Genomic DNA, 25,987 nt, shown 5'->3' with positions numbered 1-25,987 from the left:
AAGAGGTCCGCGATGTCCGCTGTGACGTATTTCGAGTCAATTGTCGTCGGCGCTCTGCAAGGTGTGTCGGAATTGTTTCCGGTGTCCAGCCTGGGACACAGCATCCTGATCCCGGCCTGGGTGGGCGGATCCTGGGCGCGTGACCTGAGCATGGGCAAGGATTCGCCGTACCTGGCGGTGCTCGTCGCGATGCACGTGGCGACCGCGCTCGCGCTCGTGGTGTTCTACCGGCGGGACTGGGTGCGCATCGTGCGTGGCTTGTGGACCTCGGTGCGCGACCGGGAGGTGGTCGACGCCGACCAGCGGCTCGCCTGGCTGCTGGTGCTCGCCACCATCCCGGTCGGGATCGCCGGTCTGCTGCTGGAGAGCGCGCTGCGCGACTTCCTCGGCAAACCGGTGCCCACTGCGATCTTCCTGGCGCTCAACGGCGTCGTGCTGCTGGCGGTGGAACGGTTCGCCCGCGCCGGGCGGCGGCCGGTGCCGGCCGCGCCGGTGCCCGAGGCGTCGGAGATCACCCGCGACTTCTCCGCGGAGACCACGATGCCGCTGCGGATCGTGCGGGCCGAGGTGGCCGCCGACCGGCGCCTGGCCCGGCTCGGTGTGGGGGAGGCGGTGCTGATCGGCGCGGCGCAGATCCTCGCGCTGTTCCCGGGCATCAGCCGGTCCGGCATCACGATGGTCGCCGGGCTGCGGCGCGGACTGTCCCACGAGGACGCCGCGCGGTTCGCGTTCCTGCTGGCCACGCCGGTGATCCTGGCGGCGGGCGTGCTGAAGATGCCGTCGCTGTTCACGGCGGAGAACCACGCGTCGCTCGGCCCGGCGCTGGTCGGCAGCCTGGTGGCCGGGGTGGCGGCGTACCTGGCCCTGCGGTTCCTGACGCGTTATTTTGAAACCCGAACGCTGACCCCGTTCGCGATTTACTGTGTGGTCGCCGGAATTGGGAGCCTGGTGTATTTCGCGGCATGAGTCCGCTCTCCGGGGAACGGATCATCAGCGCGTGGACGGCCGACGTCCCGGCGCTGGTGTTCGTGGTGGTGCTCGCCGCCGGTTACCTGTGGGCGGCGCGACGGGCGCGTCCGTGGCCCCGCTCCCGGACGGTGGCGTTCCTGGCCGGGCTCGCCACCGTGGTGCTGGTGACGTGCTCGTCCCTCGGCGTCTACGACGACGTGCTGTTCTGGCCGCGCGCGGTGCAGGTCGTGGTGCTGCTGATGATCACGCCGCTGCTGCTCGCGCTGGGAGCACCGGTCACGCTGCTGCTCGCAGTGGTGCCGAGCCGCCGGCTGCGGCGGTGGGGGCGCGGGCGGGTGGCGCGGGCGCTGACCTTCCCGCTGGTGATCTCGGTGCTGCTGATCGTCCCGCCGCTGGTGATCTACCTGTCGCCGCTGTACGAGCTGACGCTGCGGCACGCGGCGGTCGACGAGCTGGTGCGGCTGGTGCTGCTCGGGTGCGGGTTCGTCTACTTCTGGACGCGGCTGCGGGTCGACCCGACCCCGCGGGAGGACCACCACCTGGTGTCGTTCGCCATCAGCTTCACCGAGGTCATCGTCGACGCGGCGCTCGGGCTGGTGCTGTGGCTGGGCCCGTTGCGGGCGGCCGGGTACTACGAGGCGCTGGGCCGCACCTGGGGCCCGGACGCGCGCACCGACCAGATCATCGGCGCCGGGATCCTGTGGATCGGCGGCGATCTGGCGGGGCTGCCGTTCGTCGTGGCGCTGCTGCTGCGCTGGCTGCGCGCGGACGAACGACAGGCGGAGATCGACGACGAACAGCCGGCGCCGGAGGGCCTCTGGTGGGAGAACGACCCGGTGCTGGCCGAACGGTTCAAGCGGGAACGGTGACCGTGCGCCCGGGGCGCGGCCTCGTCTGCTGCCGCGCCCCGGGCGCCGTCAGTGCCGTCAGTGTTGTCAGCGCTGTCAGTGGAACGCGTGTTCCGGTGCCGGGAACTCGCCCCGGCGGACTTCGTCGGCGAACGCGGTCGCGGCGCCGGACAGGACACCGGCGAGGTCGGCGTACCGCTTCACGAAGCGGGGCGCCTTGCCGCGGCGCAGGCCGGCCATGTCCTGCCACACCAGCACCTGGGCGTCGCAGTCCGGGCCGGCGCCGATACCGATCGTCGGGATCGTCAGCTCGGACGTGACCTGCTTGGCCACCTCCGCAGGCACCATCTCCATCACGACGGCGAACGCCCCGGCCTCCTGCAGGGCGAGCGCGTCGGCGATGAGCCCCGCACCGGACTCGCCGCGGCCCTGGACGCGGTAGCCGCCGAGGTTGTGCTCGCTCTGCGGGGTGAAGCCGATGTGGCCCATGACCGGCACGCCCGCGCCGGTGAGGGCCTCGACGTGCGGCGCGAAGCGGCGGCCGCCTTCGAGCTTGACCGCGTGCGCGCGGCCTTCCTTCATGAACCGCACGGCCGTGGCGAGCGCCTGTTCGGGGGACAGCTGGTAGGAGCCGAACGGCAGGTCCGCGACGACGAGTGCCCGTTTGGCGGCGCGCGTGACGGCGCGGACCAGCGGCAGCAGTTCGTCGACGGTCACCGGGAGCGAGGTGTCGTAGCCGAACACGTTGTTCGCCGCCGAGTCACCGACGAGGAGCACCGGGATGCCCGCCTCGTCGAACAGCTCGGCCGTGTACATGTCGTAGGTGGTGAGCATCGGCCACGGCTCGCCACGGCGCTTGAGTTCCTGCAGGTGGGGGATGCGGACCCGCTTGCCGGTGGCGCCGGGAGCCGGGCCGGAGCCGTACGGAGCCGCGGTCTCGCCGCTGGTGGTGGACATCGTCGTCGACCGTCCTTCCCTCGAGGCCCTCGTCGGGTCCCCGGGTCGTGGATCTGGGAGCCCCAGGGTGACACCACCGGCGGAGTGCTCCCAAGGGCCTGCGATGAGCTTCACACCGCCGTGGTCGTCCCGGCGCGGAGCAGGCGCCGCAGATGTGCCGGCGGGTGACCGGCGTACCGGTGAACCGTGCGCGTGAGGTGGGCCTGGTCAGCGAACCCGAGCTCGGCGGCGAGAGCCGCGAGGTCCGCCTCACCGGCTTCGAGACGTGCCAGCACGCGGCTGACGCGCACGCGGTTGCGATAGTGGGTGAGCGACACGCCCACCTCGCGGCTGAAGGCGCGGCTCAACCGGAACGGCGACACCTCGAGCGCCCCGGCCAGCGACAGCAGGCTGCGCGCGGCCGGATCGCCCGCCACGATGGCGAGCCGCGCCTCGCCGGCGAGGTCCCGATCACGAGCGCCGGCGGGACGGCGGCCACCGGCCGCGGGTTCCGGTTGACCGGAGGCGCCCCCGGGAGTGGCCCGCGGTCGGCCGGCCGCGGATGGGTAGCCGGTGCCACCCGTGGCGGCGGCGGGTTGCGCGGGGGTCCCGCCGGGGTCCCGGTGGGCGGCGGTTGCGGTGGGGCGCGGTGGCTGGGGAGCGGGCGGCTCGCCGGGATTTTCGGCTGCGGCGGTGGGCGTTCCGTGGATTGTGGGGTTGGGGTGCGCAGGCTGGGGAGTCGGTGGGGTGTCGGGGCTCGTGGCTGCGGCGGCGGATTCCTGGAGTGCGGTGCGGACCAGCTCGAGCAGGTGCTCGGACAGCCCGTAGTCCACGTCGGGCTGCCGGGTCGCCGCCACGAACCTGCGGTGGGCGAGTTCGAGTGCGGCGCCGACGTACACGGTCGAGCCCGCCGCGGGCCGTCCGTCGAACAGCTGGTCCCACAGCTGCGGCGTGAACCGGATCGCGGTGCACACGTCGCCGCCCGCCGGGTGCGCGAAGGTCTCCTCGTCACCCGGCAGACTGAGGTACCCGAGGGTCGGGTCCGCATCGACGATCCCGGCTGGGGTACGGCGGCGGAACCATCCCCCGCGAACCAGCACCAGCTCCGGCCCGCTGCGCTCCTCGGGCTCCGACCATCCGCGATGCTCGCCCCGGCATTCGACGACACGCACCACGAACCCCGGCTGCGCGGCGATCAACGACACGGCCACCATCCGCCGAAGCTATCGCGGCGGTACGACAATTCCGGGTCACGCGCGCCGGAGCGGCCCTGTCCAGCGGCCACACGCATCCCGGACAGTGCGTGGCACGCCCGTCGTCGGCCCGCACCACCTGGTCCGGGGCACGTCAGCTCCGCACTTCGACGCTCGAAACGGCGTCAGCTCGCGAGCAACCGTTGACCGGGACCGGTTGCCTTCGCACCTGCCGCGCGCAGCAGCGCCCACATCGTGGCCTGGTTGGCGGTGATCACCGGCTTGCCCAGCTCCGACTCGAGCGGGGTGATCGCGTCGTAGGTCGGCAACCCGGTGCAGCTGACGAACACCGCGTCGGCGGTGGGGGTGTCGCCTTCGCGGATCAGGTCGGCCACCTCGTCGGGCTGGACGGCGGGCACCTCGTCGGCCGTCAAGGCGAAACCCGTGATCCTGGTGATCTGGAAGCCCTGCTCGGTCAGGTAGGTGTGCAGGCGCCGGCCGACCGAGGGTGCATAGGGGTGCACGACGGCCACCCGCCGCGCACCGACGCTCCGCAGCGCGTCCACCGCCGCACCCGAGGTCGTCAGTGCGCGACGCGCGCCCCACGACGTCATGGCCGCCCGCAGCGCGCGTTCGCCCGCGGCGCCCCGGACGAAGCTGCACGCCGTGCAGGCATAGGCGACCGCCGCCGGGTCACCCGCGCAGAGGGACCGGACCGGCGCGGCGAGGTGCGCCGGTCCGGCCAGGGCGGACACCATCGCCAGGTTGTCGTCCGCCGGCACCGCCGCGGTCCAGCGCACGTCCAGCTCAATGCCGTCCGGTACCCAGCGCCGGATCTCGTCGTCCCGGGTGAAGTCGAACGACGCGACCACGCCGACCCGCAGATCGTCCATGGCCCCGGATACCCGCGGGGAACCGCAAGAATCTTCAAGACTCCGCGCTTGCGACGCGCCACGCTGGCCGCATGGCTTCGATTCGTACGGAAACCCTGATCCACACTCCTCTCGATTCGGCCTGGGCGGCGCTGCGGGACTGGGGCGCACTCCACGAACGCCTCGCGCCCGGGTTCGTCACGGACACCCGCCTGGACGGGACCGACCGCATCGTCACCTTCTTCGACGGCACCGTCGTCCGTGAGGTGCTGGTCGACCTCGACAACCACGCGCACCGTCTCGTCTGGTCGGTCACCGGCGGCCCCTACCGGCACCACAACGGCGCCGCGCAGGTGCTCGCCGAGGGACCGGGCCGGACGCGGTTCGTCTGGGTGGCCGATTTCCTCCCGGACACCCTCGCCGAGCGCACCGGTGCTTTCATGGAACAGGGCACCGCCGCCATCAAGAAGACGCTCGAGGCCACGCGGCCTGAGGGGACACCATGACGACACTCGGTTACACGCTCTTCGGCACCGCGATCGGCCACTGCGGCCTCGCCTGGGGCGAGCACGGGGTGACGGCGGTCCACCTGCCCGACGGTGCTCCCGCCACCATGCGGGCGCGCCTGCGGGCCGCGTTCCCCGAGGCTGCCGAGTCGGCGCCGCCGGCGGAGGTCCAGGCGGCGATCGACGACATCGTCGCCCTCCTGAACGGCGAGCGTCGCGACCTCCTCGGCATCACCGTCGACTACCAGGGCGTGCCGGAGTTCAACCGCCGGGTGTACGAGATCGCGCGCACCATCCCGCCCGGACGAACCCTCACCTACGGCGACATCGCTCACCGGCTCGGCATGCCCGGCTCGGCCCAGGCGGTGGGCCAGGCACTGGGGCACAACCCGTTCCCGATCGTCGTGCCCTGCCACCGGGTGCTCGCCGCCGGCCGCCGCATGGGTGGGTTCTCCGCGCGCGGCGGCGTCGAGACCAAACGCCAGATGCTGATCATCGAAGGTGCGGACGTCCAGCCGACCCTCTTCTGACCGCGCCCGGCCGTCGGAGCACCGAGCCGGGTGAACCGGTGGCGCGGGAACGCCGCGCCGCGAAGCGACGTCAACCGCCGGGGCGCCAGGGTTGCAGCCACGGTGTGACCGGCCACCGTTCCGCCGCGGACATCAACGGCAGAGCCGTCGCACCGTCGATGTGTTCCCGGACGATGTCCGCGTGCCCGGTGTGCCGTGCCGTTTCCTGGATCAGGTGCAGCAGCACCCAGCGCACCGAGCACGCGTCGCGCTCGTCCGGGAACCACGGCGCCTCCCGCGGCACGGGCACCGCCTGACCCAGATCCGCGACACCCGCGACGATCTCCTCCGTCGACCGGGCCGCGTCGTCGTACGCGGCCAGCACGTCACCCAGCGTCTCGCCGTCACCGAGGCGGAAATCCGTGCACCACAAGGTGGTTGGCGCCTCCGGTGGTTTCTCCCGGTGGAGCACGGCCGCCATCCAGCTCCGTTCGGTGCTCGTGACGTGCTTGATCAAGCCACCGACGCTCAGCGCACTTCGCGTCGGCACCAGCCGGGCCTGCTCGTCCGTGAGACCGTGCGCGGTCAGGCGCAGGACGTACCGCTGCTGGGCGAGGAAGGCGAGCAGGCCGTCGCGCTCGTCGGCGACAGGACGGACTTTTCCAGGCATGACAACGAATCCTCTCCACGGGAAGCCGGAGGAGTTCCGGCACCTGCAGGGATCGTCCCATCCGGGTCCGACAATTTCCGGCGCCGGAACTCCCGCGGGGGATTCGTCCGCCGGTTCAGTTCTTCTTGCGCCGCAAGAGGCTGCGCACCTGCCGCAGCGTCTCCTCGAAGCCGGCGTCGAAGGGCGCGTCGTGCACCAGGTACGTCCACGTCGAACTGGGCCGGCGCACTCCCGACGCCCCCAGGTCGATCCCGTCCTCGCCGATCTCCGCGTCCGCGAGCGTCTCGGCCGACCGCTCGCGGATCGCCGGCACGATCTTGCGGAACTCGGGGATCGCGATGCGGTGGAACTCGTCCAGCGGGGTCTCCCGGGCTAGTGCCCGCAGGTGGATGCTCTCCCGCACATCGGTCAGGAACGCCAGGTGGTCCGACCACAGCTGGTCCAGGTGGAACAGCATGATCTCACGGCAGATCTGTTTCGCCTGCTCCTCGCCGGCCTTCTCGACCAGTTCGGCGTAGTGCTTCTCGCCCGACAGTTCCTCCGCGGCGATGTCGGTGCGCAGCAGCTTGTCGCGGTGGTCCAGCAGCTCGCGCCGCTGGTGCTCGATGAGGCGGGTGTAGCGCCAGGTGTTGCGGTGGATCTCCAGGTCGACACCCTCGGCAACCCGCTGCGCGTGGTCGATGTGCCGCTTGGCCGCCGGGTCGGTGATCTCGCCCGTCTCGTCGTCGGCGGTGATGCCCTCCGGCACGTCGGGCGCGTTGGAGACGACCAGCTCGTCGTTGAGGCTCGCGAAGAACACGGCGCTGCCCGGGTCGCCCTGGCGGCCCGACCGGCCCCGGAGCTGTCCGTCCAGCCGGCTCGACGGGTACCGCGCGGTGCCGATGACGTGCAGGCCACCCAGTTCGGCGACGCGTTCCCGGTCCTGGCCGTCGGCTCCGCCCAGCCGGATGTCGGTGCCGCGCCCGGCCATCTGCGTGGACACCGTGATCGCCTGGTACTTGCCGGCGTCGGCGATGATCGCGGCTTCCTCGGCGTCGTTGCGCGCGTTCAGCACGACGCACGGCAGCCCCGCCTTCGCGAGCTTGTCGGCGAGCTCCTCGGACTCGGCGACGTCCTGCGTGCCGACGAGGATCGGCCGCCCGGTCTCGTGCACCTCCCGGATCTCGTCGACGATGGCGCGCAGCTTCTGCGACGGCGACGCGAAGATCCGGTCGTCGAGGTCCGCACGGACGTTCGGCTTGTTCGGCGGGATGACCGCGACCTCGAGCTGGTAGAACTCGCGCAGTTGCTCGGCGACCGCGACCGCGGTGCCGGTCATGCCGGCGACCTGCGGGTAGCGCGCGATGAGCGCCTGCACGGTGATCGAGTCGAGGATCTCGCCGCGCTCGGTGGGCGCGACCTGCTCCTTCGCCTCGACGGCGGCTTGCAGCCCGTCCGGCCACCGCTGCAACTCGGCCACCCGTCCGCGGGAGGCGTTGATCAGTTCGACCTTGCCGTCGCGCACCAGGTAGTCGACGTCGCGGGTGAGCAGCGCGTGCGCGTGCAGGGCGACGTTGACCGCGGCCAGCCGGTCGGAGCCGGACTCGCTGTAGAGGTCGACACCACCGAGCGCCTTCTCCACGACCGAGGCGCCGGCGGTGGTCAGCCACGCGTTGCGGCCGTCGGTGTCGGTCTCGTAGTGCAGGCCCAGCCGCAGCCGCCGTACCACGTTGGCCACCTCGGTGTCGGCGACGGCCTGGTCGACCGAACCGGCCATCACCAGCGGGACGCGCGCCTCGTCGACGAGCACCGAGTCGGCCTCGTCGACGATCGCGACCTCCGGCGCGGGCTGGACGATGTCGCCGGCGCGCGTGACGAGCCGGTCGCGCAGCATGTCGAACCCGATTTCGCTGACCGCGCCGTAGGTGACCTCGGCGTCGTAGGCCGCGCGCCGCTCCTCGCGGGTGAGGCTGCCGTCGACCCAGCCGACGGACACGCCGAGCAGGTCGTACACCGGCTTCATCCACTCGCCGTCGCGGCGGGCCAGGTAGTCGTTGACGGAGATGACGTGCACCCGCTTGCCCTGCAACGCGTAGCCCGCCGCGGCGAGCGCGCCGGCCAACGTCTTGCCCTCACCGGTCTGCATCTGCACGACGTGGCCGGACAGCAGGCCCATCGTGCCGAGCAGCTGCACGTCGAACGCGCGCTCGTCCAGGGCGCGGCGCGCGGCCTCGCGCCCGAGGGCGCACAGTTCGACCAGCTGCGTGTCGCCGAGCTCGGCCTCCAGGCGGAGCTTGCCGGCGCGCTCGGTCAGCTCGGCGTCGCTCAGCTTCTCCAGCTCCGGTTCGAGTGCCCCGATGTCCGGCAGCAGTGCCTCGTAGCCGGTCAGCTCGACGCTGCCCGGCCGCTCGATGAGCCGGCGAAGCCGCTTGCCCATTCGGCTGATCAGTGCTGGCACCCGTGGTCTCCTGTCCTTGTCGCGCGCTACCCGCCGGCCAACGAGGTGGCGGTGCACCTGTGTTCCCACTCAGGATGGCACGATCAGCAAGTGCCCCTCCTGCAGCGAGCCACGTCCTGGTCCGTCCGCGCCGCCGTCCTCGGCGCCTGCCTGCTGGTGCCGCTGGCTGCGTGCACCTCGCCGCAGCAGGCGCCGCCCGCGGCGCCGTCGGTGACGACGGAGTCGGCGGGGCCGGCCGGACCGGTGCCCGCGGGGCTGGACCGGTTCTACGCCCAGCCGTTGACCTGGGGCGCCTGCGCACCTTACGCGACTTCGGACGACGTCAGGTCCGCTTTCGGCAGGACCGACCTGCAGTGCGCGCGGCTGACCGTGCCGCTGGACTACGGCAAGCCGCAGGGTGACACGATCACGATCGGCGTGCTGCGGCACAAGGCCTCCGACAGCGCGCACCGCGTCGGTGCGCTCGTGCTCAACCCGGGCGGTCCCGGCGCGTCCGGCATGTCCGCGGCCGCCGGGATCTCGTCCCAGGTCGCCGGCACCGACCTCGGCAAGCGGTTCGACCTGGTCGGTTTCGACCCGCGCGGCATCGGCGCCAGCGAGCCGGAGGTGACCTGTCTGACCGACACCGAGCGCGACCAGGAACGCAGCGAGGATCTGGACACCGACGGATCGCCCGCCGGCGTGGCCCGTCAGGAGGCCGAGTCGAAGGAGTTCGCGGCCAAGTGCGCCCAGCGGACGAAGTACGGCACGGGGATGCTGGCGAACCTGGGCACCCGCGACGTCGTCCGGGACATGGACGTGCTGCGGTCGGCGCTGGGTGAGCAGAAGCTGACCTACCTGGGCTATTCCTACGGCACGCGTCTCGGCTCCACCTACGCCGAGGCGTTTCCGCAGAACGTGCGTGCCATGGTGCTCGACGGCGCGGTGGACCCGAACGAGGACGAGGTTTCGTCGCTGGTCGCGCAGGGCCGGGGCTTCGGCGTCGCGTTCAACGACTTCACGAAGTGGTGCGCGGCGCGCCAGGACTGCGCGCTCGGCGCCGACCCCTCCGCCGCCACCCGCGCCTTCCAGGACCTGGTGCGGCCGCTGATCGACCACCCGGTCCGGCTGCGCGACGGCCGGGAACTCACCTTCGACGACGCCACGCTGGGCACGATCCAGGCTCTGTACTCGCAGCAGCTGTGGTCGCCGTTGAACGCCGGGCTCAACGAGCTGAAGGAGGGTCAGGGCACGACGCTGATGGCGCTGGCCGACCAGTACAACGAGCGCGACAGCAGCGGGCACTACACCAACACGCAGGACGCGTTCACCGCCATCCGCTGCGTGGACGATCCGCCGGTCACCGACCGGGCGGAGATCTTGACCGCGGAGAACCGGTACGACCAGGCGGCGCCGTTCCTCGACGACGGCAGGCCGAACGGTGCGGCGCTGGACCCGTGCGCGTTCTGGCCGGTGCCCAACACGTCGCAGCCGCACGAGCCGAACGTGTCGGGCGTGCCGCCGGTCTTGGTGATCTCCACCACGAACGACCCGGCCACGCCCTACCAAGCGGGGGTGAACCTCGCGAAGGCGATGAAGGGTGCGCTGCTGACCTTCGAGGGCACCCAGCACACCGTCTTCCTGCAGGGAATCTCGTGCGTGGACCGGATCGGCAGCGATTACCTGATCAACGGGACGCTGCCGCCCGAGGGTGCGCGCTGTACCGCTCAGTGACCGGGCTGGCACGATGTGGGAGATGCGCTTCTCCCGCCTACGGACGCTGATCGCCGCCGGCCTGCTGGCCGTTGCGTCGACCGCGTGCACCACGCAGGTCACCGCGCCGCCGCCGTCCCCGTCCCCCGTCGCGGACACCCACGCGCTCGACCGCTTCTACGAGCAGCAGCTGGCGTGGGGCGATTGCGCGCCGTACGCGACGGGGCAGCAGAGCCAGGACGTGTTCCGCGCGGCGGGGTTGGAATGTGCGCGGCTGACGGTGCCGCTGGACTACGCGAACCCGCGCGGCGCGACGATCACCCTGGGCGTGCTGCGGCACCGGGCGCTCGACCCGGCCAACCGGATCGGGTCGCTGGTGATGAACCCGGGCGGGCCGGGCGGTTCCGGGATGGAGGCGGCCGCGCGGCTGGTACCCACGGTCGTGAACAACGCGATCGGCCTGCGGTTCGACTTCGTCGGCTTCGACCCGCGCGGTGTCGGCGCGAGCCGGCCGCGCGTGCAGTGCCTGACCGACGCCGAGCGCGACGCGGTGCGGGACAGCAACCCGGGCACCTCCGACGCGGCCTGGACCGGCCAGGCGGCGGACTACGCCGGCAAGTGCGTCCAGCGCACCGAACACGGGGCGGCGATGCTGGCCAACATGGGCACGCGGGACGTGGTCCGGGACCTGGACGTGCTGCGGGCCGCGCTGGGTGACGCGAAGCTGAGCTACCTGGGCTATTCCTACGGCACCCAGGTCGGGTACAGCTACGCCGAGGCGTTCCCGGACCGGGTGCGTGCCCTGCTGCTGGACGGGGCCATCGATCCGGCCGAGAACGATCCGGATTCGCTGGTCGCGCAGGGCACCGGCTTTTCCCGTGCGTTCGGCCAGTTCGCGACGGAGTGCGCGCGGCACGACGGTTGCGCGCTGGGCCGCGACCCGGCCAAGGCGACGACCGAGTTCCAGAGCCTGGTCCAGCCGTTGATGACGGCGCCGGCGAGGACCGGTGACAGCAGGCACCTGTCGTACCGGGACGCGATCACCGGGGTGGTCGAGGCGATGTACTCGAGCCAGTCGTGGTCGTTCCTCAACACCGGGCTGGGGTTGCTGCGGGCCGGGGACGGCTCGATCCTCCTCCGGCTCGCGGACAGCTACTACGAGCGCGCCGCGGACGGCAGGTACTCGTCGCTGCAGGACGCCTACTACGCGGTGCGGTGCGTGGACAACGCGCCGGTGCCGGATCCCGCCGCGGTGCGGCAGCGGATGATCGACGCCGCGCCGTTCCTCGGCTGGGGCCGCCCCGACCAGGGCGAGCTGGACGTGTGCGCGCACTGGCCGGTGCCGAGCACGTCCCAGCCGCACCAGCCGATGACCGTGCCGGCGGCACCGCCGCTGGTCATCTCGACCACCGGCGACCCGGTCACCCCGTACCAGGCCGGGGTCAACCTCGCGAACGTGTTCCACGGCGGGCTGTTGACGGTGGCGGGCACGCAGCACACCGCGTTCCTGCACGGTGATATGTGCGTGGACGTCGCCGGCCTCGACTACCTGGTCGACGGCACCCAGCCGGCACCCGGCACGCGCTGCCCGGCCTAACGACCGGGTGCGGTCCCGACCGGCACGTTCTGATCGGACAGCGCGAGCTCCAGCTGCGTCGCGCCCTCGTTCGGCTGCCGCGGCGGCACCTGGATCCACACCCGGACCAGGTTGCGCGGCTCGGACTGCGTGACCCAGAACTTGACGTCGACATCGGCCAGGATGCCGGGGACGACGCTGGAGATGACGTCCTTGGCGAGCTTCCCGGTGACCCGGTACGCCTCGACGCCGAGGACGTCCTCCTTGGTCTCGGTCTTCAGCCCGGTCGCCTCGGTGAGCAGTTTCGGCAGTCCGCGGGCGGGATCGAGGAGCGTCGCCGGGTTGTAGCCGGCGGGCACCGGAACCTGCGACTGCACGCCCTTCCGGTCGGTGAGGAACAGCGTCTCGCCGGCCAGTACGTAGTCCAGCTCGAACCGGTCGGCCGACGCCTGCACGTCCGCCTGCCCGATCGCGGTGCCGTGCGGCCCGCCGTCCTTGCTGGCCAGTCCCTTGACCTCACGGATGTCCAGGCCGGGGACGGTGGAGCTGGCGCTGAAGTCGAACCGGACGCTGCGGACCCCGTCGAGGCTCGCGCCGGCGGCGTCCACGAGCGCTCGCCCGTCGGGCAGCGGCTCCTGGGGCGCCGTCGAGCAGGCGGTGGACAGCGCCAGGACCAGGGCTAGAACACCGGCGGTGCGTCGGCGGAGCATGTGGTCCACGGTAGCGATCAGCCGCGGGCGAAGGTCCGGCGGTATGCCAGCGGTGCCACCCCGATCGACGCGTTGAGGTGCTGGCGCAGCGACGCCGCCGTCCCCAGGCCGGACTCGGCGGCGACCCGGTCGACCGGCAGGTCCGTGGTCTCCAGCAGGTGCCGGGCGTGCAGCACGCGCTGCTGGATGAGCCAGGCACGCGGCGACTGCCCGGTCTCGGCGCGGAACCGCCGGCTGAAGGTGCGCACGCTCATGCCCGCGTGGCGCGCGAGCGTGGCCAGGTCGAGGGGGTCGCCGAGCCGTTCCAGCACCCAGGCGCGGGTGGCCGCGGTGCTGCCGTCTCCGTCAGGCAGCGGCTGTTCGATGTACTGGGACTGCCCGCCGTCCCGCCACGGCGGCACCACGCAGTACCGGGCCACCTGGTTGGCGACCGCGCTGCCGTGGTCGGAGCGCACGAGGTGCAGGCAGAGGTCCGCGCCGGCGGCGAGCCCGGCGGAGGTGAGCACGTCGCCGTCGTCCACGAACAGCACGTTCTCGTCGAGGTCCACCTGCGGGTAGAGCCGCCGGAAGTCGGCCGCGTGCGCCCAGTGCGTGGTCGCCCGGCGCCCGTCGAGCACCCCGGCCGCGGCCAGGACGAACGCGCCGGTGCAGATCGAGACCAGCCGGGCCGACGGTGGGATGCGGGCCATGGCCGCCGCCAGGTCGGGGGGCAGGACGCCCTCGTGGCGCGGCCCGGTCACGCGGGTGCCGGGGATGACGACGGTGTCGGCGTCGTCCAGCGCTTCCGGGCCGTGGTCGAGGTGCGCGTCGTAACCGTGGCTGACCCGCACCGGCCGGCCGTCCGGGCTGCACACGCGCACGTCGTAGAGCTGGGCACCGTCCTTGATCGCCCTGCCGAAGACGAGCGGGGCGATGTTCAGGTCGTACCCCACGACCTCGGAAACCGCGAGAACCACCACACGGTGCATGGCCAGATTCTTGCACAGATTGGCGCTCCGGCCACTCGTCTGCGGTGCGTTGATCGGTGAAGCTGGTCCGGTGACCTCAACGCAGACCCGTGCGCGCATACACCCGGCCTGGTTCGTCGCCTTCGCGGCCTTCGTCGCGCTCGTCGGTGCCGCCGGGTTCCGCGCCGTCCCCGGCGTGCTGATCGACCCCCTGCACGAAGAGTTCGGCTGGTCGACCTCCACGATCTCGTCCGCGGTGTCGATCAACCTGGTGCTGTACGGCGTGACCGCGCCGTTCGCCGCCGCGCTGATGGAGCGGCTCGGCATGCGCCGGGTGGTCGTCGGCGCGCTGGTCCTGGTCGCGGCGGGCAGCGGGCTGACGGTGTTCATGACCGCGAGCTGGCAGCTCCTGCTGTGCTGGGGCGTGCTGGTCGGGCTGGGCACCGGGTCGATGGCGCTGGCGTTCGTCGCGACGGTCACCTCCCGCTGGTTCGTCCGCCATCGCGGCCTGGTCAGCGGCATCCTCACCGCGGCGAGCGCGGCCGGGCAGCTGGTGTTCCTGCCGTTGCTCGCCGCGCTGGCGACGCACCAGGGCTGGCGCACCGCGTCGCTGGTGGTCGCCTTCGCCGCGCTCGCGGTCGTGCCGATCACGCTGATCTTCCTGCGTGACCACCCGAGCGACCTCGGCCTCACCGCGTACGGCGCGACCGAGGTCGAGGAGGTGCCGCACTCGTCCGGAGCGGCCCGGCGCGCGCTCCAGGTGCTGGGACAGGCTGCCAAGACCCGCACGTTCTGGCTGCTCGCGGGCGGGTTCGCGGTCTGCGGGGCGTCCACCAACGGCCTGGTCCAGACCCACTTCGTGCCGGCCGCGCACGAGCACGGCATGCCGCCCACCACCGCGGCCTCGCTCCTCGCGGTCGTCGGCCTCTTCGACGTGGCCGGCACGATCGCGTCCGGCTGGTTCACCGACCGGTTCGACCCGCGGATCCTGCTCGGCGTGTACTACTTCCTGCGCGGTGGGTCGCTGATCCTGCTGCCGCACCTGTTCGCTCCGACGACGCAGCCGCCGATGTGGGCGTTCATCATCTTCTACGGCCTGGACTGGGTGGCCACCGTGCCGCCGACGGTGGCGCTGGCCCGCGAGCGCTTCGGCGTGAGCGGCCCGATCGTGTTCGGCTGGGTGTTCGCGTCCCACCAGATCGGCGCGGCGATCGCCGCGACCGGCGCCGGGATCATCCACGACCGCTCCGGCAGCTACGACCTCGCGTGGTACATCTCGGGCGGCCTCTGCGCCCTGGCCACGGTGATGTCGCTGCTGATTCCCTCGGCCAGGGCAATGCGGGAACCGCGAAACATGCCGTTAACACGCCATGCGTAGGGTGCGGCCATGGATCGCCAGCAGGAGTTCGTGCTGCGCACGCTGGAAGAACGTGACATCCGGTTCGTCCGTCTGTGGTTCACCGACGTCTTGGGTTTCCTGAAGTCGGTGGCCGTCGCTCCCGCCGAGCTGGAGGGTGCGTTCAGCGACGGGATCGGGTTCGACGGATCGGCCATCGAGGGCTTCGCGCGCGTCTACGAATCGGACATGGTCGCGAAGCCCGACCCGTCGACGTTCCAGGTGCTGCCCTGGGAGACCCCGGAGGGCGGGCACTACTCGGCGCGGATGTTCTGCGACATCGCGATGCCCGACGGGTCGCCGTCGTGGGCCGACCCGCGGCACGTGCTCCGGCGCCAGCTGTCCAAGGCCGGCGAGGCCGGGTTCACCTGCTACGTGCACCCGGAGATCGAGTTCTTCCTGCTGTCGAGCCTGCCCTCGGACGGCAGCGAACCCGAGCCCGCCGACAACGGCGGGTACTTCGACCAGACCAGTCACGCGACGGCGACCCACTTCCGCCGCAACGCCATCGAGGCGCTCGAGGCGATGGGCATCTCCGTCGAGTTCAGCCACCACGAGGGCGCCCCGGGGCAGCAGGAGATCGACCTGCGCTACGCCGACGCGCTGACCATGGCCGACAACGTGATGACGTTCCGGTACGTGGTGAAGGAGGTCGCGCTGACCCAGGGGGTGCGCGCGACGTTCATGCCCAAGCCGTTCACCGAGCAGCCTGGGTCGGGCATGCACACGCACGTGTCGCTGTTCGAGGGCGACCGCAACGCGTTCCACAACCCGGAGGACCCGTACGAGCTGTCCGAGACGGGCAAGGCGTTCGTGGCCGGGCTGATGCACCACGCGCGGGAGATCTCCGCGGTGACCAACCAGTGGGTGAACTCGTACAAACGGCTGATCAGCGGGGGAGAGGCGCCCACCACGGTCTCCTGGGGCCGGGCGAACCGGTCCGCGCTGGTGCGGGTGCCGAACTACTCACCCGGCAAGGCGTCCTCGCGCCGGGTGGAGATCCGCACGATCGACTCGGCGTGCAACCCCTACCTGGCCTATTCGGTCGTGATCGCCGCCGGGCTGAAGGGCATCGAGAAGGGGTACGAGCTGCCGCCGGCGGCCGAGGACGACATCTGGTCGATGAGCGACGCGGAGCGCCGCGCGGCCGGGTACGACCAGTTGCCGCAGAACCTCGGCGAGGCGCTCGCCGAGATGGAGAAGTCCGAGCTGTTGCCCGACGCGCTGGGCGAGCACGTCTACGACTTCTTCCTCCGGAACAAGCGCGCCGAGTGGGACGCCTACCGCCGGTCGGTCACGCCGTACGAGCTCAGGACCCTGTTGCCGGTGCTCTGATCAGCGGAAATGTCATTAAGGGACCCCCCTGTTCGAGGGGGTTCCGGGGCGTGTAATCTTCTCTTCGTCGCCAGGGAGACCGGGACGACGGGGCCGAGCGCCCCGGCGGACGGGCCAGGGTCGGGCGGTTGACACCGCGAACCGAACCGGGTAAAATTCTTGGTCGGCCCGCGGGTGGGTCGCCAACCACTACTACTAAACGAGTAGGGTTGCTGACGCCCTCCGCGACAACCAACAAAAGCTTTGAAGAAGCAGCAGCTTCGTGTTGTTTGAGAACTCAACAGTGTATTGATGAGCTAAAGCCAGTTTGATTAGCTAGAACCCTTTGTGGGTTCCTTTGAGGCTATGAATTATAGCCGGATCGATTTTCTAGCATTGTTGGAGAGTTTGATCCTGGCTCAGGACGAACGCTGGCGGCGTGCTTAACACATGCAAGTCGAACGCTGAAGCCCAGCTTGCTGGGTGGATGAGTGGCGAACGGGTGAGTAACACGTGGGTAACCTGCCCTGTACTTTGGGATAAGCCCTGGAAACGGGGTCTAATACCGGATACGACCTGGCACCGCATGGTGGTGGGTGGAAAGTTTCGGCGGTACGGGATGGGCCCGCGGCCTATCAGCTTGTTGGTGGGGTGATGGCCTACCAAGGCGACGACGGGTAGCCGGCCTGAGAGGGTGTCCGGCCACACTGGGACTGAGACACGGCCCAGACTCCTACGGGAGGCAGCAGTGGGGAATATTGCACAATGGGCGGAAGCCTGATGCAGCGACGCCGCGTGAGGGATGACGGCCTTCGGGTTGTAAACCTCTTTCGCCAGGGACGAAGCGTAAGTGACGGTACCTGGAGAAGAAGCACCGGCTAACTACGTGCCAGCAGCCGCGGTAATACGTAGGGTGCAAGCGTTGTCCGGAATTATTGGGCGTAAAGAGCTCGTAGGCGGCTTGTTGCGTCTGCTGTGAAAATCCGGGGCTTAACTCCGGACCTGCAGTGGATACGGGCAGGCTTGAGTTCGGTAGGGGAGACTGGAATTCCTGGTGTAGCGGTGAAATGCGCAGATATCAGGAGGAACACCGGTGGCGAAGGCGGGTCTCTGGGCCGATACTGACGCTGAGGAGCGAAAGCGTGGGGAGCGAACAGGATTAGATACCCTGGTAGTCCACGCTGTAAACGTTGGGCGCTAGGTGTGGGTGACTTCCACGTTGTCCGTGCCGTAGCTAACGCATTAAGCGCCCCGCCTGGGGAGTACGGCCGCAAGGCTAAAACTCAAAGGAATTGACGGGGGCCCGCACAAGCGGCGGAGCATGTGGATTAATTCGATGCAACGCGAAGAACCTTACCTGGGCTTGACATGCACTGGAAACCGGCAGAGATGTCGGCCCCCTTGTGGCCGGTGTGCAGGTGGTGCATGGCTGTCGTCAGCTCGTGTCGTGAGATGTTGGGTTAAGTCCCGCAACGAGCGCAACCCTTGTCCTGTGTTGCCAGCGCGTAATGGCGGGGACTCGCGGGAGACTGCCGGGGTCAACTCGGAGGAAGGTGGGGATGACGTCAAGTCATCATGCCCCTTATGTCCAGGGCTTCACACATGCTACAATGGCTGGTACAGAGGGCTGCGATACCGTGAGGTGGAGCGAATCCCTTAAAGCCGGTCTCAGTTCGGATCGCAGTCTGCAACTCGACTGCGTGAAGTCGGAGTCGCTAGTAATCGCAGATCAGCAACGCTGCGGTGAATACGTTCCCGGGCCTTGTACACACCGCCCGTCACGTCATGAAAGTCGGTAACACCCGAAGCCCATGGCCCAACCCCTTGTGGGAGGGAGTGGTCGAAGGTGGGACTGGCGATTGGGACGAAGTCGTAACAAGGTAGCCGTACCGGAAGGTGCGGCTGGATCACCTCCTTTCTAAGGAGCACAACACATCCACGCCTGCTTCGGTGGGTCGTGGAGTGGCCAGGCTCAGTGTCCGTGTGTGGCGCTGTCTGGTTGCTCGAGGAATTGTGGACGGCTGGCTGATGCTTATCGTGATGGTGTGGTGATGGTTTAGTACTGCTTCTTTCGGGGAGTGTGGAACGGCATGGCTGGCCGGATCGGTGGGTGCTCATGGGTACGCTGTTGGGTCCTGAGGCAACACGTGTGTTGTTTCTGGGTGTGGTGTTTGAGAATTGCAGAGTGGATGCGAGCATCTTTGTGGTCAAGTTGTTAAGGGCACATGGTGGATGTCTTGGCATCAGGAGCCGATGAAGGACGTGGGAGGCTGCGATAAGCCTCGGGGAGCTGTCAACCGAGCTGTGATCCGAGGGTGTCCGAATGGGGAAACCCAGCACCTGTTATGAGGTGTTACCCGCATCTGAATATATAGGGTGCGTGGAGGGAACGCGGGGAAGTGAAACATCTCAGTACCCGTAGGAAGAGAAAACACTTAGTGATTCCGTGAGTAGTGGCGAGCGAAAGCGGAGGAGGCTAAACCGTGCGCATGTGATACCTGTCAGGGGTTGTGTGTGCGGGGTTGTGGGACCTGACTTCCAGGAGCTGACACTTCTGGCATCGTGCTGCATGGCTAGTGGAACCGCCTGGGATGGTGGACCGGAGTGGGTGAGAGTCCCGTACGCGAAAGCTGTGTTGGTGTGGTGTGTTGGTGTTCCCGAGTAGCAGCGAGCTCGTGGAATTTGCTGTGAATCTGCCGGGACCACTCGGTAAGCCTAAATACTTCCTGGTGACCGATAGCGGACGAGTACCGTGAGGGAAAGATGAAAAGTACCCCGGGAGGGGAGTGAAAGAGTACCTGAAACCGTGTGCCTACAAGCCGTCAGAGCGAACTTGTGTTTGTGATGGCGTGCCTTTTGAAGAATGAGCCTGCGAGTTAGTGCTGCGTGGCGAGGTTAACCCGTGTGGGGTAGCCGTAGCGAAAGCGAGTCTGAATAGGGCGTGGAGTCGCGTGGTCTAGACCCGAAGCGGAGTGATCTACCCATGGCCAGGCTGAAGCGAGGGTAAGACCTCGTGGAGGGCCGAACCCACCAGGGTTGAAAACCTGGGGGATGAGTTGTGGGTAGGGGTGAAAGGCCAATCAAACTCCGTGATAGCTGGTTCTCCCCGAAATGCATTTAGGTGCAGCGTCGCATGTTTCGTGGTGGGGGTAGAGCTACTGGATGGCCTAGGGGCCTTACCGGGTTACCGAAGTCAACCAAACTCCGAATACCATCACGTGAGAGTGCGGCAGTGAGACGGCGGGGGATAAGCTTCGTCGTCGAGAGGGAAACAGCCCAGAACACCGGCTAAGGCCCCTAAGTGTGTGCTTAGTGGGAAAGGATGTGGGGTCGCCGAGACAACCAGGAGGTTGGCTTAGAAGCAGCCATCCTTGAAAGAGTGCGTAATAGCTCACTGGTCAAGTGGTCCTGCGCCGATAATGTAGCGGGGCTGAAGTACACCGCCGAAGCCGTGTCAATGACACATTTACATCCACTTCGCTCTTTGTGAGTGTTGTGCAGTGGTGTTGTTGGGTAGGGGAGCGTCCTGCATCCAGGGAAGCCACCGTGGAAGCGAGTGGTGGAGGGTGTGGGAGTGAGAATGCAGGCATGAGTAGCGAATGCAGAGTGAGAACCTCTGCCGCCGGATGACCAAGGGTTCCTGGGTCAAGTTAATCTGCCCAGGGTAAGTCGGGACCTAAGGCGAGGCCGACAGGCGTAGTCGATGGACAACGGGTTGATATTCCCGTACCCGCGTATGTTCGCCCATGACGAGGTGCATGATACTAACCGCCCTGAACTGTGAGGCTCTTCGGAGTTGATCGGGGACGCGCGGGACCTGAGTGTGTAGTAGTCAAGCGATGGGGTGACGCAGGAAGGTAGCTCCGCCAGTGAGTGGTTGTACTGGTGTAAGCGTGTAGGGTGAGTGGTAGGTAAATCCGCCGCTTGTGTAGCCTGAGACGTGATGCGTAGCCGTTGAGGTGAAGTAGGGTGATCCTATGCTGCCGAGAAAAGCCTCTAGCGAGAACATGTGCGGCCCGTACCCCAAACCGACACAGGTGGTCAGGTAGAGAATACTAAGGCGGTCGGGTGAACTGTGGTTAAGGAACTCGGCAAAATGCCCCCGTAACTTCGGGAGAAGGGGGGCCAAAGCACTTGAAGCCCCGTGCGGGCTAGGGTGAGTTGGCCGCAGAGACCAGCGGAAAGCGACTGTTTACTAAAAACACAGGTCCATGCGAAGTCGTAAGACGAGGTATATGGACTGACGCCTGCCCGGTGCTGGAACGTTAAGAGGACCGGTTAGCTCTCTTTGGGGGGCGAAGCTGAGAATTTAAGCGCCAGTAAACGGCGGTGGTAACTATAACCATCCTAAGGTAGCGAAATTCCTTGTCGGGTAAGTTCCGACCTGCACGAATGGCGTAACGACTTTCCGGCTGTCTCAACCACAGGCCCGGTGAAATTGCACTACGAGTAAAGATGCTCGTTACGCGCGGCAGGACGGAAAGACCCCGGGACCTTTACTATAGCTTGGTATTGGTTTTCGGTTCGGCTTGTGTAGGATAGGTGGGAGACTGTGAAGCTTGGACGCTAGTTCGGGTGGAGTCGTTGTTGAAATACCACTCTGGTCGGATTGGGAATCTAACCTAGGACCCTGATCGGGTTCAGGGACAGTGCCTGGTGGGTAGTTTAACTGGGGCGGTTGCCTCCTAAAAGGTAACGGAGGCGCCCAAAGGTTCCCTCAGCCTGGTTGGCAATCAGGTGTTGAGTGTAAGTGCACAAGGGAGCTTGACTGTGAGACTGACGGGTCGAGCAGGTGCGAAAGCAGGGACTAGTGATCCGGCATCTCCTGGTGGAAGGGATGTCGCTCAACGGATAAAAGGTACCCCGGGGATAACAGGCTGATCTTGCCCAAGAGTCCATATCGACGGCATGGTTTGGCACCTCGATGTCGGCTCGTCGCATCCTGGGGCCGGAGTAGGTCCCAAGGGTTGGGCTGTTCGCCCATTAAAGCGGCACGCGAGCTGGGTTTAGAACGTCGTGAGACAGTTCGGTCCCTATCCGCCGCGCGCGTAGGAGACTTGAGGAAGGCTGTCCCTAGTACGAGAGGACCGGGACGGACGAACCTCTGGTATGCCAGTTGTCACGCCAGTGGCATGGCTGGTTAGCTACGTTCGGAAGGGATAACCGCTGAAGGCATCTAAGCGGGAAGCCTGTTCCTAGATGAGGTCTCCCACCCCTTTGTGGGTTAAGGCCCCCAAGAGACGATTGGGTTGATAGGCCAGACATGGACGCACAGTAATGTGTTTTTGAGTGGACTGGTACTAATAGGCCGAGGACTTGCCCACAAAGCTGCTACGCATCCGCTCTGCAACTCTGAGACACCACACCGGACTGGAAACGCTCTGGTGTTGTTTCGGAGAGTTTCGGTGGTCATGGCGGTAGGGAAACGCCCGGTCCCATTCCGAACCCGGAAGCTAAGCCTGCCAGCGCCGATGGTACTGCACCCCCGCGGGTGTGGGAGAGTAGGACACCGCCGAACACAACTTCACAAAAGCCCAGGGGCTCGGTCGAGAACTTCACGTTCTCCCGGGCCCCTGGGTCTTTTTGTGCCCTTATGCTGGCGGACATGACGACGGCGCGCCTCCTGGTCCTGCAACCCGATCCCTCGGACCCGGTGGGAGCCCTCGGCGACTGGCTCACCGCGGCCGGCGCGGAACTGGACATCCGGAGCTTGCCGCAGGACTCCCTCCCCACCACCCTCGACGATCACCAGGGCGTCGTGTGCCTCGGCGGCGGGATGAGCGCCGAGGACGACACCCAGCACCCGTGGCTCGCCGACGTCCGCACCCTCCTCGCCGACGCTGCGCGCACGAACGTGCCCACCCTCGCGATCTGCCTGGGAGCCCAGCTCCTCGCGGTCGCCGCCGGTGGCCGGGTCGAAGTGGGCGAATCCGGACCCGAGGTCGGTCCGTCGCTCGTCGCGAAGAAGGACGCCGCCTGGAGCGACCCCCTCTTCGCCGACCTCCCGCTGATGCAGGACGTCATGCACTTCCACGAGGACGTCATCACCCGGCTGCCCCGCGGCGCCGTCCTCCTCGCATCCGCTCCGCGATACCCCAACCAGGCGTTCCGGCTCCACCGGAGCGCCTACGGCCTCCAATTCCACATCGAAACCACCACCGCGGCCGTCCGGGCCTGGGCACAGGACGCACCGCGGATGGCGGCGACCCGGCCGGCCGGGGTGTTCGACATCGAGACGCTCGACCGCAACCACGCCGACATCGCCGAGACCTGGCAGCCCTTCGCGGCCCGGTTCGTCCAGCTCGCTCGAGGCGCACTGGAGACCGCCCCACCCGCGTCTCTCCCGTTCGCGTGAGCACCGGTTCCCCCCGCTACCCGGCTACGGTGGACGATGATGGCAGAGCAGTCACGAGGGGCCGGATCCCCTGCGCGCTACGGCTTCACCGACGATCGAGCCGAGGAACACCTCCGCGCTGCCGGATGGTGGACCGACGCCGGGCCGGCCCGGGAAGCCGTGGACATCCTGGTCGCGCTGTCCCGCAGCGCCGACCCCGACCTCGCCCTGCGCAGCCTCGACCGCATCCGGGAAACCGACGAGCGGAACTGGTCGGAGCTCGCCGAGGCGCTGCGGGACAACCGCACCGTGCGCGGCCGGCTGGTCGCCGTACTCGGCACGTCCAGTGCCCTCGGCGACTTCCTCGTCGGCCACCCGGACGAGTGGACCCGCCTCGCCGCCGACAAGTGCACCGAAGCCGACTGCTACGCCGACGTCCTGCTCGACGCGGTCCGCGAGGGCGGTGAGATCCGCACCGGCACGCCAGCCGAGACCGCCCTCCGTGCCGCTTACCGCGGCCTGCTCCTCGAAATCGCCGGAACCGACCTCGGACACCTGGTCGAAGCCGCTCTCGACCGGCCCGCGTACGCCGAGGTCGCGCAGCAGCTCACGCTCCTCGCCGAGGCCGCGCTCGCCACCGGCCTGGAGATCGCGCAGGCCGAGCAGGCCCCGCAGGGCCTCGGGGACACCAGGCTGGCCGTCATCGCCATGGGCAAGTGCGGCGGCCGCGAGCTCAACTACGTCAGCGACGTCGACGTGATCTTCGTCGGCGACGGCGATCTGCAGCTGGCCACGCGGCTGGCCAGCACGATGATGCGGGTCGTCGGCAAGGCGTGTTTCGAGGTCGACGCCGCGCTCCGGCCCGAGGGCAAGCAAGGGGCGCTCGTCCGCACGATCGAGGGCCACACCGCCTACTACGAGAAGTGGGCCCGGACCTGGGAGTTCCAGGCGCTGCTCAAGGCCCGCCCGATCGCCGGGGACGCGGACCTCGGTAACCAGTACGCCGAGATGGTCACCTCGATGGTGTGGGCGGCCGCCGAACGGGAGAACTTCGTCGCCGACGTCCAGCAGATGCGCCGCCGTGTCGAGGGGCACGTGCCGTCCGAACTGGCCGAGCGCGAGCTGAAACTGGGGCGCGGCGGGCTGCGGGACGTCGAGTTCGCGGTCCAGCTGCTCCAGCTGGTCCACGGCCGAGCCGACCCCAGCCTTCGGTCGCCGTCGACCGTCGAGGCGCTCACCGCACTCGGGGCCGGCGGGTACGTCGGCCGCAGCGACGCCGCCGAGCTGGAGATGTCCTACGAGTTCCTGCGGACCGTCGAACACCGGTTGCAGCTGCGCCGCCTCCGCCGCACCCACCTGTTCCCCGATTTCAACGACGCCGCGGAACTGCGTGTGCTCGGCCGCGCGATCGGCGTCCGTCCCGAGATGGGCCGTGGCGAGGGTGAAATCCTCCTCGTCGAGTTCCGCCGCCACGTGCAGCGCATCCGCCGCCTGCACGAGAAGCTGTTCTACCGCCCGCTGCTGCAATCCGTGGCGAACGTGTCCACTGAGGACCTGCGGCTGACCACCAAACAGGCCGCGCAGCGCCTGGCCGCGCTCGGGTACGCGGCGCCGGACGGCGCGTTGCAGCACATCCGTGCCCTCACCGCCGGGGTGTCGCGGCGCGCGTCGATCCAGCGTGCGCTGCTGCCCGTCCTGCTCGACCTGCTCGCCGACACCCCCGACCCGGACGGCGGTCTGCTCGCCTACCGCAAGGTGTCCGAGGCGCTGGAGGACACGCCGTGGTACCTGCGGGTGCTGCGCGACGAGGGAGCTGTCGTCGAGCGGCTGGCGTCCCTGCTCGGCACGTCGAAGCTGGTGCCCGACCTGCTCGTCCGCGCGCCCGAGGTGCTGCAGCTGCTCGGCGATCCGGCGCGGCTGACCGGTCGCGCCCCCGCCGAGGTGGCGAAGTCGCTGCGGGCGACCGTGCGCAGGCAACCCGGGCTGAAGGCGGCGGTCGCCGCGGCCCGTTCGTTGCGGCGCCACGAGGTCCTCCGGGTGGCGGCGGCCGACCTGCTGGGGCTGCTGGACGTGCGGGAGGTGTGCGAGGCGCTGTCCTCGGTGTGGGTCGCGGTCCTGCAGAGCGCGTTGTCCGCGGCCATCCGGAAACGCCGCGCGGAGCTCGACGGCGAGGCCGCCACGCTGGCGGTCATCGGCATGGGCCGGCTGGGCGGCGCCGAGCTGGGTTACGGCTCGGACGCCGACGTCCTGTTCGTGTGCCAGCCGGCTGAGGGCGTGTCCGACGGTGACGCCGTCCGGTACGCGTCCTCGGTCGCCGAGACCGTGCGCAAGATGCTCGGTGCCCCGAGCGCCGACCCGCCGTTGCAGGTGGACGCCGACCTGCGGCCGGAGGGACGCGGCGGGCCGCTGGTGCGCACCCTCGACTCGTACCGCGCCTACTACGCCCGTTGGGGCGAGGTGTGGGAGACGCAGGCGCTGCTCCGCGCCCGGTTCGTCGCCGGTGACGAGGAGCTGGGGGAGCGGTTCATCTCGATGATCGACCCGATCCGCTACCCGGACGGCGGGCTCGACGCGTCCCGGGCTCGCGAGGTCCGGCGGATGAAGGCCCGGGTGGACACCGAACGGATGCCGCGCGGAGCCGACCCGACGCTGCACACCAAACTGGGTCGCGGCGGCCTGGCGGACGTGGAGTGGACCGTGCAGCTGTTCCAGCTCCGGCACGCGTTCGACGTCCCGGAGTTGCGCACCACCTCCACGCCCGGGGCGTTGTCGGCAATGGCCGAGGCCGGGCTGGCCGATCCGGAGGACACCGCGTCGCTCACCGAGGCGTGGCTGCTCGCCACCCGGGTGCGCAACGCGGCGATGCTGGTGCGCGGCAAGGCCGTCGACCAGGTGCCGAGCTCGGGACGGGACCTGGCCGCCGTCGCCCGCATCCTCGGCTACACCGCCGACGACGACCCCGGCGAATTCCTCGACTCCTACCGGCGCACCACCCGGCGGGCGCACGCCGTCGTCGAGCGGCTCTTCTACCAGGCGTGACGTGGCGAACGTCCCAGGACCGCTGACCGCCGGGTGACA

At 68.8% G+C, this 25,987-nt stretch carries 17 protein-coding genes and 3 rRNA genes; 13 read left to right on the top strand and 7 right to left on the bottom strand.

The genetic code is table 11. From position 1 onward, the window contains the following. The first annotated feature begins 12 nt into the window (after nucleotides 1-12). The gene (locus FHX46_RS24190; RefSeq protein ID WP_167119327.1) at nucleotides 13-966 is read left to right on the top strand and encodes an undecaprenyl-diphosphate phosphatase; all 954 of its coding nucleotides are present in this window, start codon (nucleotides 13-15) and stop codon (nucleotides 964-966) included. Then, a complete protein-coding gene (locus FHX46_RS24185) occupies nucleotides 963-1,838 on the top strand; it encodes a cytochrome c oxidase assembly protein (RefSeq protein ID WP_167119324.1) in 876 nt (291 codons plus the stop codon). Before FHX46_RS24190 ends, FHX46_RS24185 begins: the two co-directional genes overlap by 4 nt. Nucleotides 1,839-1,913: 75 nt before the next feature. On the opposite strand, the gene panB is transcribed toward FHX46_RS24185, so the two are convergent. The 3 genes from panB to FHX46_RS24170 form a co-directional block, all read right to left on the bottom strand. Then, nucleotides 1,914-2,774, bottom strand: coding sequence for a 3-methyl-2-oxobutanoate hydroxymethyltransferase (gene panB / locus FHX46_RS24180; RefSeq protein ID WP_167119320.1), 861 nt, complete (start codon nucleotides 2,772-2,774; stop codon nucleotides 1,914-1,916). Nucleotides 2,775-2,884: 110 nt separating this feature from the next. Next, nucleotides 2,885-3,967 carry a helix-turn-helix domain-containing protein gene (locus FHX46_RS28645; RefSeq protein ID WP_243871336.1) on the bottom strand — a complete coding sequence of 361 codons (1,083 nt, stop codon included), beginning with the start codon at nucleotides 3,965-3,967 and terminating at the stop codon, nucleotides 2,885-2,887. Nucleotides 3,968-4,131: 164 nt separating this feature from the next. Beyond that, on the bottom strand, nucleotides 4,132-4,839 hold the full coding sequence (locus FHX46_RS24170; protein ID WP_167119317.1) for a maleate cis-trans isomerase family protein: 708 nt from the start codon (nucleotides 4,837-4,839) through the stop codon (nucleotides 4,132-4,134). A gap of 71 nt (nucleotides 4,840-4,910) precedes the next feature. Here FHX46_RS24170 and FHX46_RS24165 point away from each other — a divergent pair, with 71 nt between their 5' ends. Both FHX46_RS24165 and FHX46_RS24160 read left to right on the top strand, forming a co-directional pair. Further along, nucleotides 4,911-5,324 (top strand): SRPBCC family protein, encoded by a 414-nt coding sequence (locus FHX46_RS24165; protein WP_167119314.1) that lies wholly within the window; start codon nucleotides 4,911-4,913, stop codon nucleotides 5,322-5,324. Beyond that, nucleotides 5,321-5,854 carry a methylated-DNA--[protein]-cysteine S-methyltransferase gene (locus FHX46_RS24160; protein WP_167119310.1) on the top strand — a complete coding sequence of 178 codons (534 nt, stop codon included), beginning with the start codon at nucleotides 5,321-5,323 and terminating at the stop codon, nucleotides 5,852-5,854. The genes FHX46_RS24165 and FHX46_RS24160 overlap by 4 nt, the downstream gene beginning before the upstream one ends. A 70-nt stretch (nucleotides 5,855-5,924) precedes the next feature. On the opposite strand, the gene FHX46_RS24155 is transcribed toward FHX46_RS24160, so the two are convergent. Together FHX46_RS24155 and secA2 are read right to left on the bottom strand one after the other, a co-directional pair. Continuing rightward, a complete protein-coding gene (locus tag FHX46_RS24155) occupies nucleotides 5,925-6,503 on the bottom strand; it encodes a DinB family protein (RefSeq protein WP_167119307.1) in 579 nt (192 codons plus the stop codon). Between the two features lie 115 nt (nucleotides 6,504-6,618). Further along, nucleotides 6,619-8,940, bottom strand: coding sequence for an accessory Sec system translocase SecA2 (gene secA2 / locus FHX46_RS24150; protein WP_167119304.1), 2,322 nt, complete (start codon nucleotides 8,938-8,940; stop codon nucleotides 6,619-6,621). A gap of 156 nt (nucleotides 8,941-9,096) precedes the next feature. Between secA2 and FHX46_RS24145 the strand changes: the two genes are divergently transcribed. Then, on the top strand, nucleotides 9,097-10,653 hold the full coding sequence (locus tag FHX46_RS24145) for an alpha/beta hydrolase (protein ID WP_167121640.1): 1,557 nt from the start codon (nucleotides 9,097-9,099) through the stop codon (nucleotides 10,651-10,653). A gap of 22 nt (nucleotides 10,654-10,675) precedes the next feature. Next, entirely contained in the window at nucleotides 10,676-12,229 is a 1,554-nt protein-coding gene (locus FHX46_RS24140; RefSeq protein WP_167119301.1) for an alpha/beta hydrolase, read from the top strand. Here the strand turns inward: FHX46_RS24140 and FHX46_RS24135 are convergent. Next, on the bottom strand, nucleotides 12,226-12,918 hold the full coding sequence (locus tag FHX46_RS24135; protein ID WP_167119298.1) for an LppX_LprAFG lipoprotein: 693 nt from the start codon (nucleotides 12,916-12,918) through the stop codon (nucleotides 12,226-12,228). The two genes, FHX46_RS24140 and FHX46_RS24135, sit on opposite strands and share 4 nt — an antisense overlap. 17 nt (nucleotides 12,919-12,935) lie before the next feature. Beyond that, the gene (locus FHX46_RS24130) at nucleotides 12,936-13,886 is read right to left on the bottom strand and encodes a GlxA family transcriptional regulator (protein WP_167119295.1); all 951 of its coding nucleotides are present in this window, start codon (nucleotides 13,884-13,886) and stop codon (nucleotides 12,936-12,938) included. Between FHX46_RS24130 and FHX46_RS24125 the strand changes: the two genes are divergently transcribed. From FHX46_RS24125 to FHX46_RS24095, 7 genes are all read left to right on the top strand, one after another. Next, nucleotides 13,885-15,243 carry an MFS transporter gene (locus FHX46_RS24125; RefSeq protein ID WP_167119292.1) on the top strand — a complete coding sequence of 453 codons (1,359 nt, stop codon included), beginning with the start codon at nucleotides 13,885-13,887 and terminating at the stop codon, nucleotides 15,241-15,243. The two genes, FHX46_RS24130 and FHX46_RS24125, sit on opposite strands and share 2 nt — an antisense overlap. Before the next feature lie 9 nt (nucleotides 15,244-15,252). After that, nucleotides 15,253-16,596 carry a type I glutamate--ammonia ligase gene (glnA, locus tag FHX46_RS24120; RefSeq protein WP_167119289.1) on the top strand — a complete coding sequence of 448 codons (1,344 nt, stop codon included), beginning with the start codon at nucleotides 15,253-15,255 and terminating at the stop codon, nucleotides 16,594-16,596. A gap of 375 nt (nucleotides 16,597-16,971) precedes the next feature. Then, nucleotides 16,972-18,493: ribosomal RNA gene (locus FHX46_RS24115) — 16S ribosomal RNA — on the top strand. 287 nt (nucleotides 18,494-18,780) lie between these two features. Beyond that, nucleotides 18,781-21,899, top strand: a 23S ribosomal RNA gene (locus FHX46_RS24110). Nucleotides 21,900-21,976: 77 nt separating this feature from the next. Further along, nucleotides 21,977-22,093, top strand: a 5S ribosomal RNA gene (gene rrf / locus FHX46_RS24105). The 16S, 23S and 5S rRNA genes sit together here, the layout of an rRNA operon. An 87-nt stretch (nucleotides 22,094-22,180) precedes the next feature. Beyond that, on the top strand, nucleotides 22,181-22,930 hold the full coding sequence (locus FHX46_RS24100) for a type 1 glutamine amidotransferase (RefSeq protein ID WP_167119285.1): 750 nt from the start codon (nucleotides 22,181-22,183) through the stop codon (nucleotides 22,928-22,930). Nucleotides 22,931-22,969: 39 nt separating this feature from the next. Beyond that, the gene (locus tag FHX46_RS24095) at nucleotides 22,970-25,948 is read left to right on the top strand and encodes a bifunctional [glutamine synthetase] adenylyltransferase/[glutamine synthetase]-adenylyl-L-tyrosine phosphorylase (protein ID WP_167121639.1); all 2,979 of its coding nucleotides are present in this window, start codon (nucleotides 22,970-22,972) and stop codon (nucleotides 25,946-25,948) included. The last annotated feature ends 39 nt before the right edge of the window (nucleotides 25,949-25,987 follow it).

This window comes from Amycolatopsis viridis (genome assembly GCF_011758765.1).
Classification (GTDB): Bacteria; Actinomycetota; Actinomycetes; order Mycobacteriales; family Pseudonocardiaceae; genus Amycolatopsis_E; species Amycolatopsis_E viridis.
The sequence above is the reverse complement of the archived record's forward strand: the minus strand, read 5'-3'. Positions and strand labels throughout refer to the sequence as shown.

Bases quoted from the DNA above. Each gene is read 5' to 3' on its own strand.
- FHX46_RS24190 (WP_167119327.1), top strand. From the start codon at position 13: ATGTCCGCTGTGACGTATTTCGAGTCAATTGTCGTCGGCGCTCTGCAA.
- FHX46_RS24140 (WP_167119301.1), top strand. From the start codon at position 10,676: ATGCGCTTCTCCCGCCTACGGACGCTGATCGCCGCCGGCCTGCTGGCC.
- FHX46_RS24155 (WP_167119307.1), bottom strand. From the start codon at position 6,503: ATGCCTGGAAAAGTCCGTCCTGTCGCCGACGAGCGCGACGGCCTGCTC.
- FHX46_RS28645 (WP_243871336.1), bottom strand. From the start codon at position 3,967: ATGGTGGCCGTGTCGTTGATCGCCGCGCAGCCGGGGTTCGTGGTGCGT.
- panB (WP_167119320.1), bottom strand. From the start codon at position 2,774: ATGTCCACCACCAGCGGCGAGACCGCGGCTCCGTACGGCTCCGGCCCG.
- glnA (WP_167119289.1), top strand. From the start codon at position 15,253: ATGGATCGCCAGCAGGAGTTCGTGCTGCGCACGCTGGAAGAACGTGAC.
- FHX46_RS24100 (WP_167119285.1), top strand. From the start codon at position 22,181: ATGACGACGGCGCGCCTCCTGGTCCTGCAACCCGATCCCTCGGACCCG.
- FHX46_RS24095 (WP_167121639.1), top strand. From the start codon at position 22,970: ATGGCAGAGCAGTCACGAGGGGCCGGATCCCCTGCGCGCTACGGCTTC.
- FHX46_RS24170 (WP_167119317.1), bottom strand. From the start codon at position 4,839: ATGGACGATCTGCGGGTCGGCGTGGTCGCGTCGTTCGACTTCACCCGG.
- FHX46_RS24125 (WP_167119292.1), top strand. From the start codon at position 13,885: ATGGCCAGATTCTTGCACAGATTGGCGCTCCGGCCACTCGTCTGCGGT.
- FHX46_RS24160 (WP_167119310.1), top strand. From the start codon at position 5,321: ATGACGACACTCGGTTACACGCTCTTCGGCACCGCGATCGGCCACTGC.
- FHX46_RS24135 (WP_167119298.1), bottom strand. From the start codon at position 12,918: ATGCTCCGCCGACGCACCGCCGGTGTTCTAGCCCTGGTCCTGGCGCTG.
- FHX46_RS24130 (WP_167119295.1), bottom strand. From the start codon at position 13,886: ATGCACCGTGTGGTGGTTCTCGCGGTTTCCGAGGTCGTGGGGTACGAC.
- FHX46_RS24165 (WP_167119314.1), top strand. From the start codon at position 4,911: ATGGCTTCGATTCGTACGGAAACCCTGATCCACACTCCTCTCGATTCG.
- FHX46_RS24185 (WP_167119324.1), top strand. From the start codon at position 963: ATGAGTCCGCTCTCCGGGGAACGGATCATCAGCGCGTGGACGGCCGAC.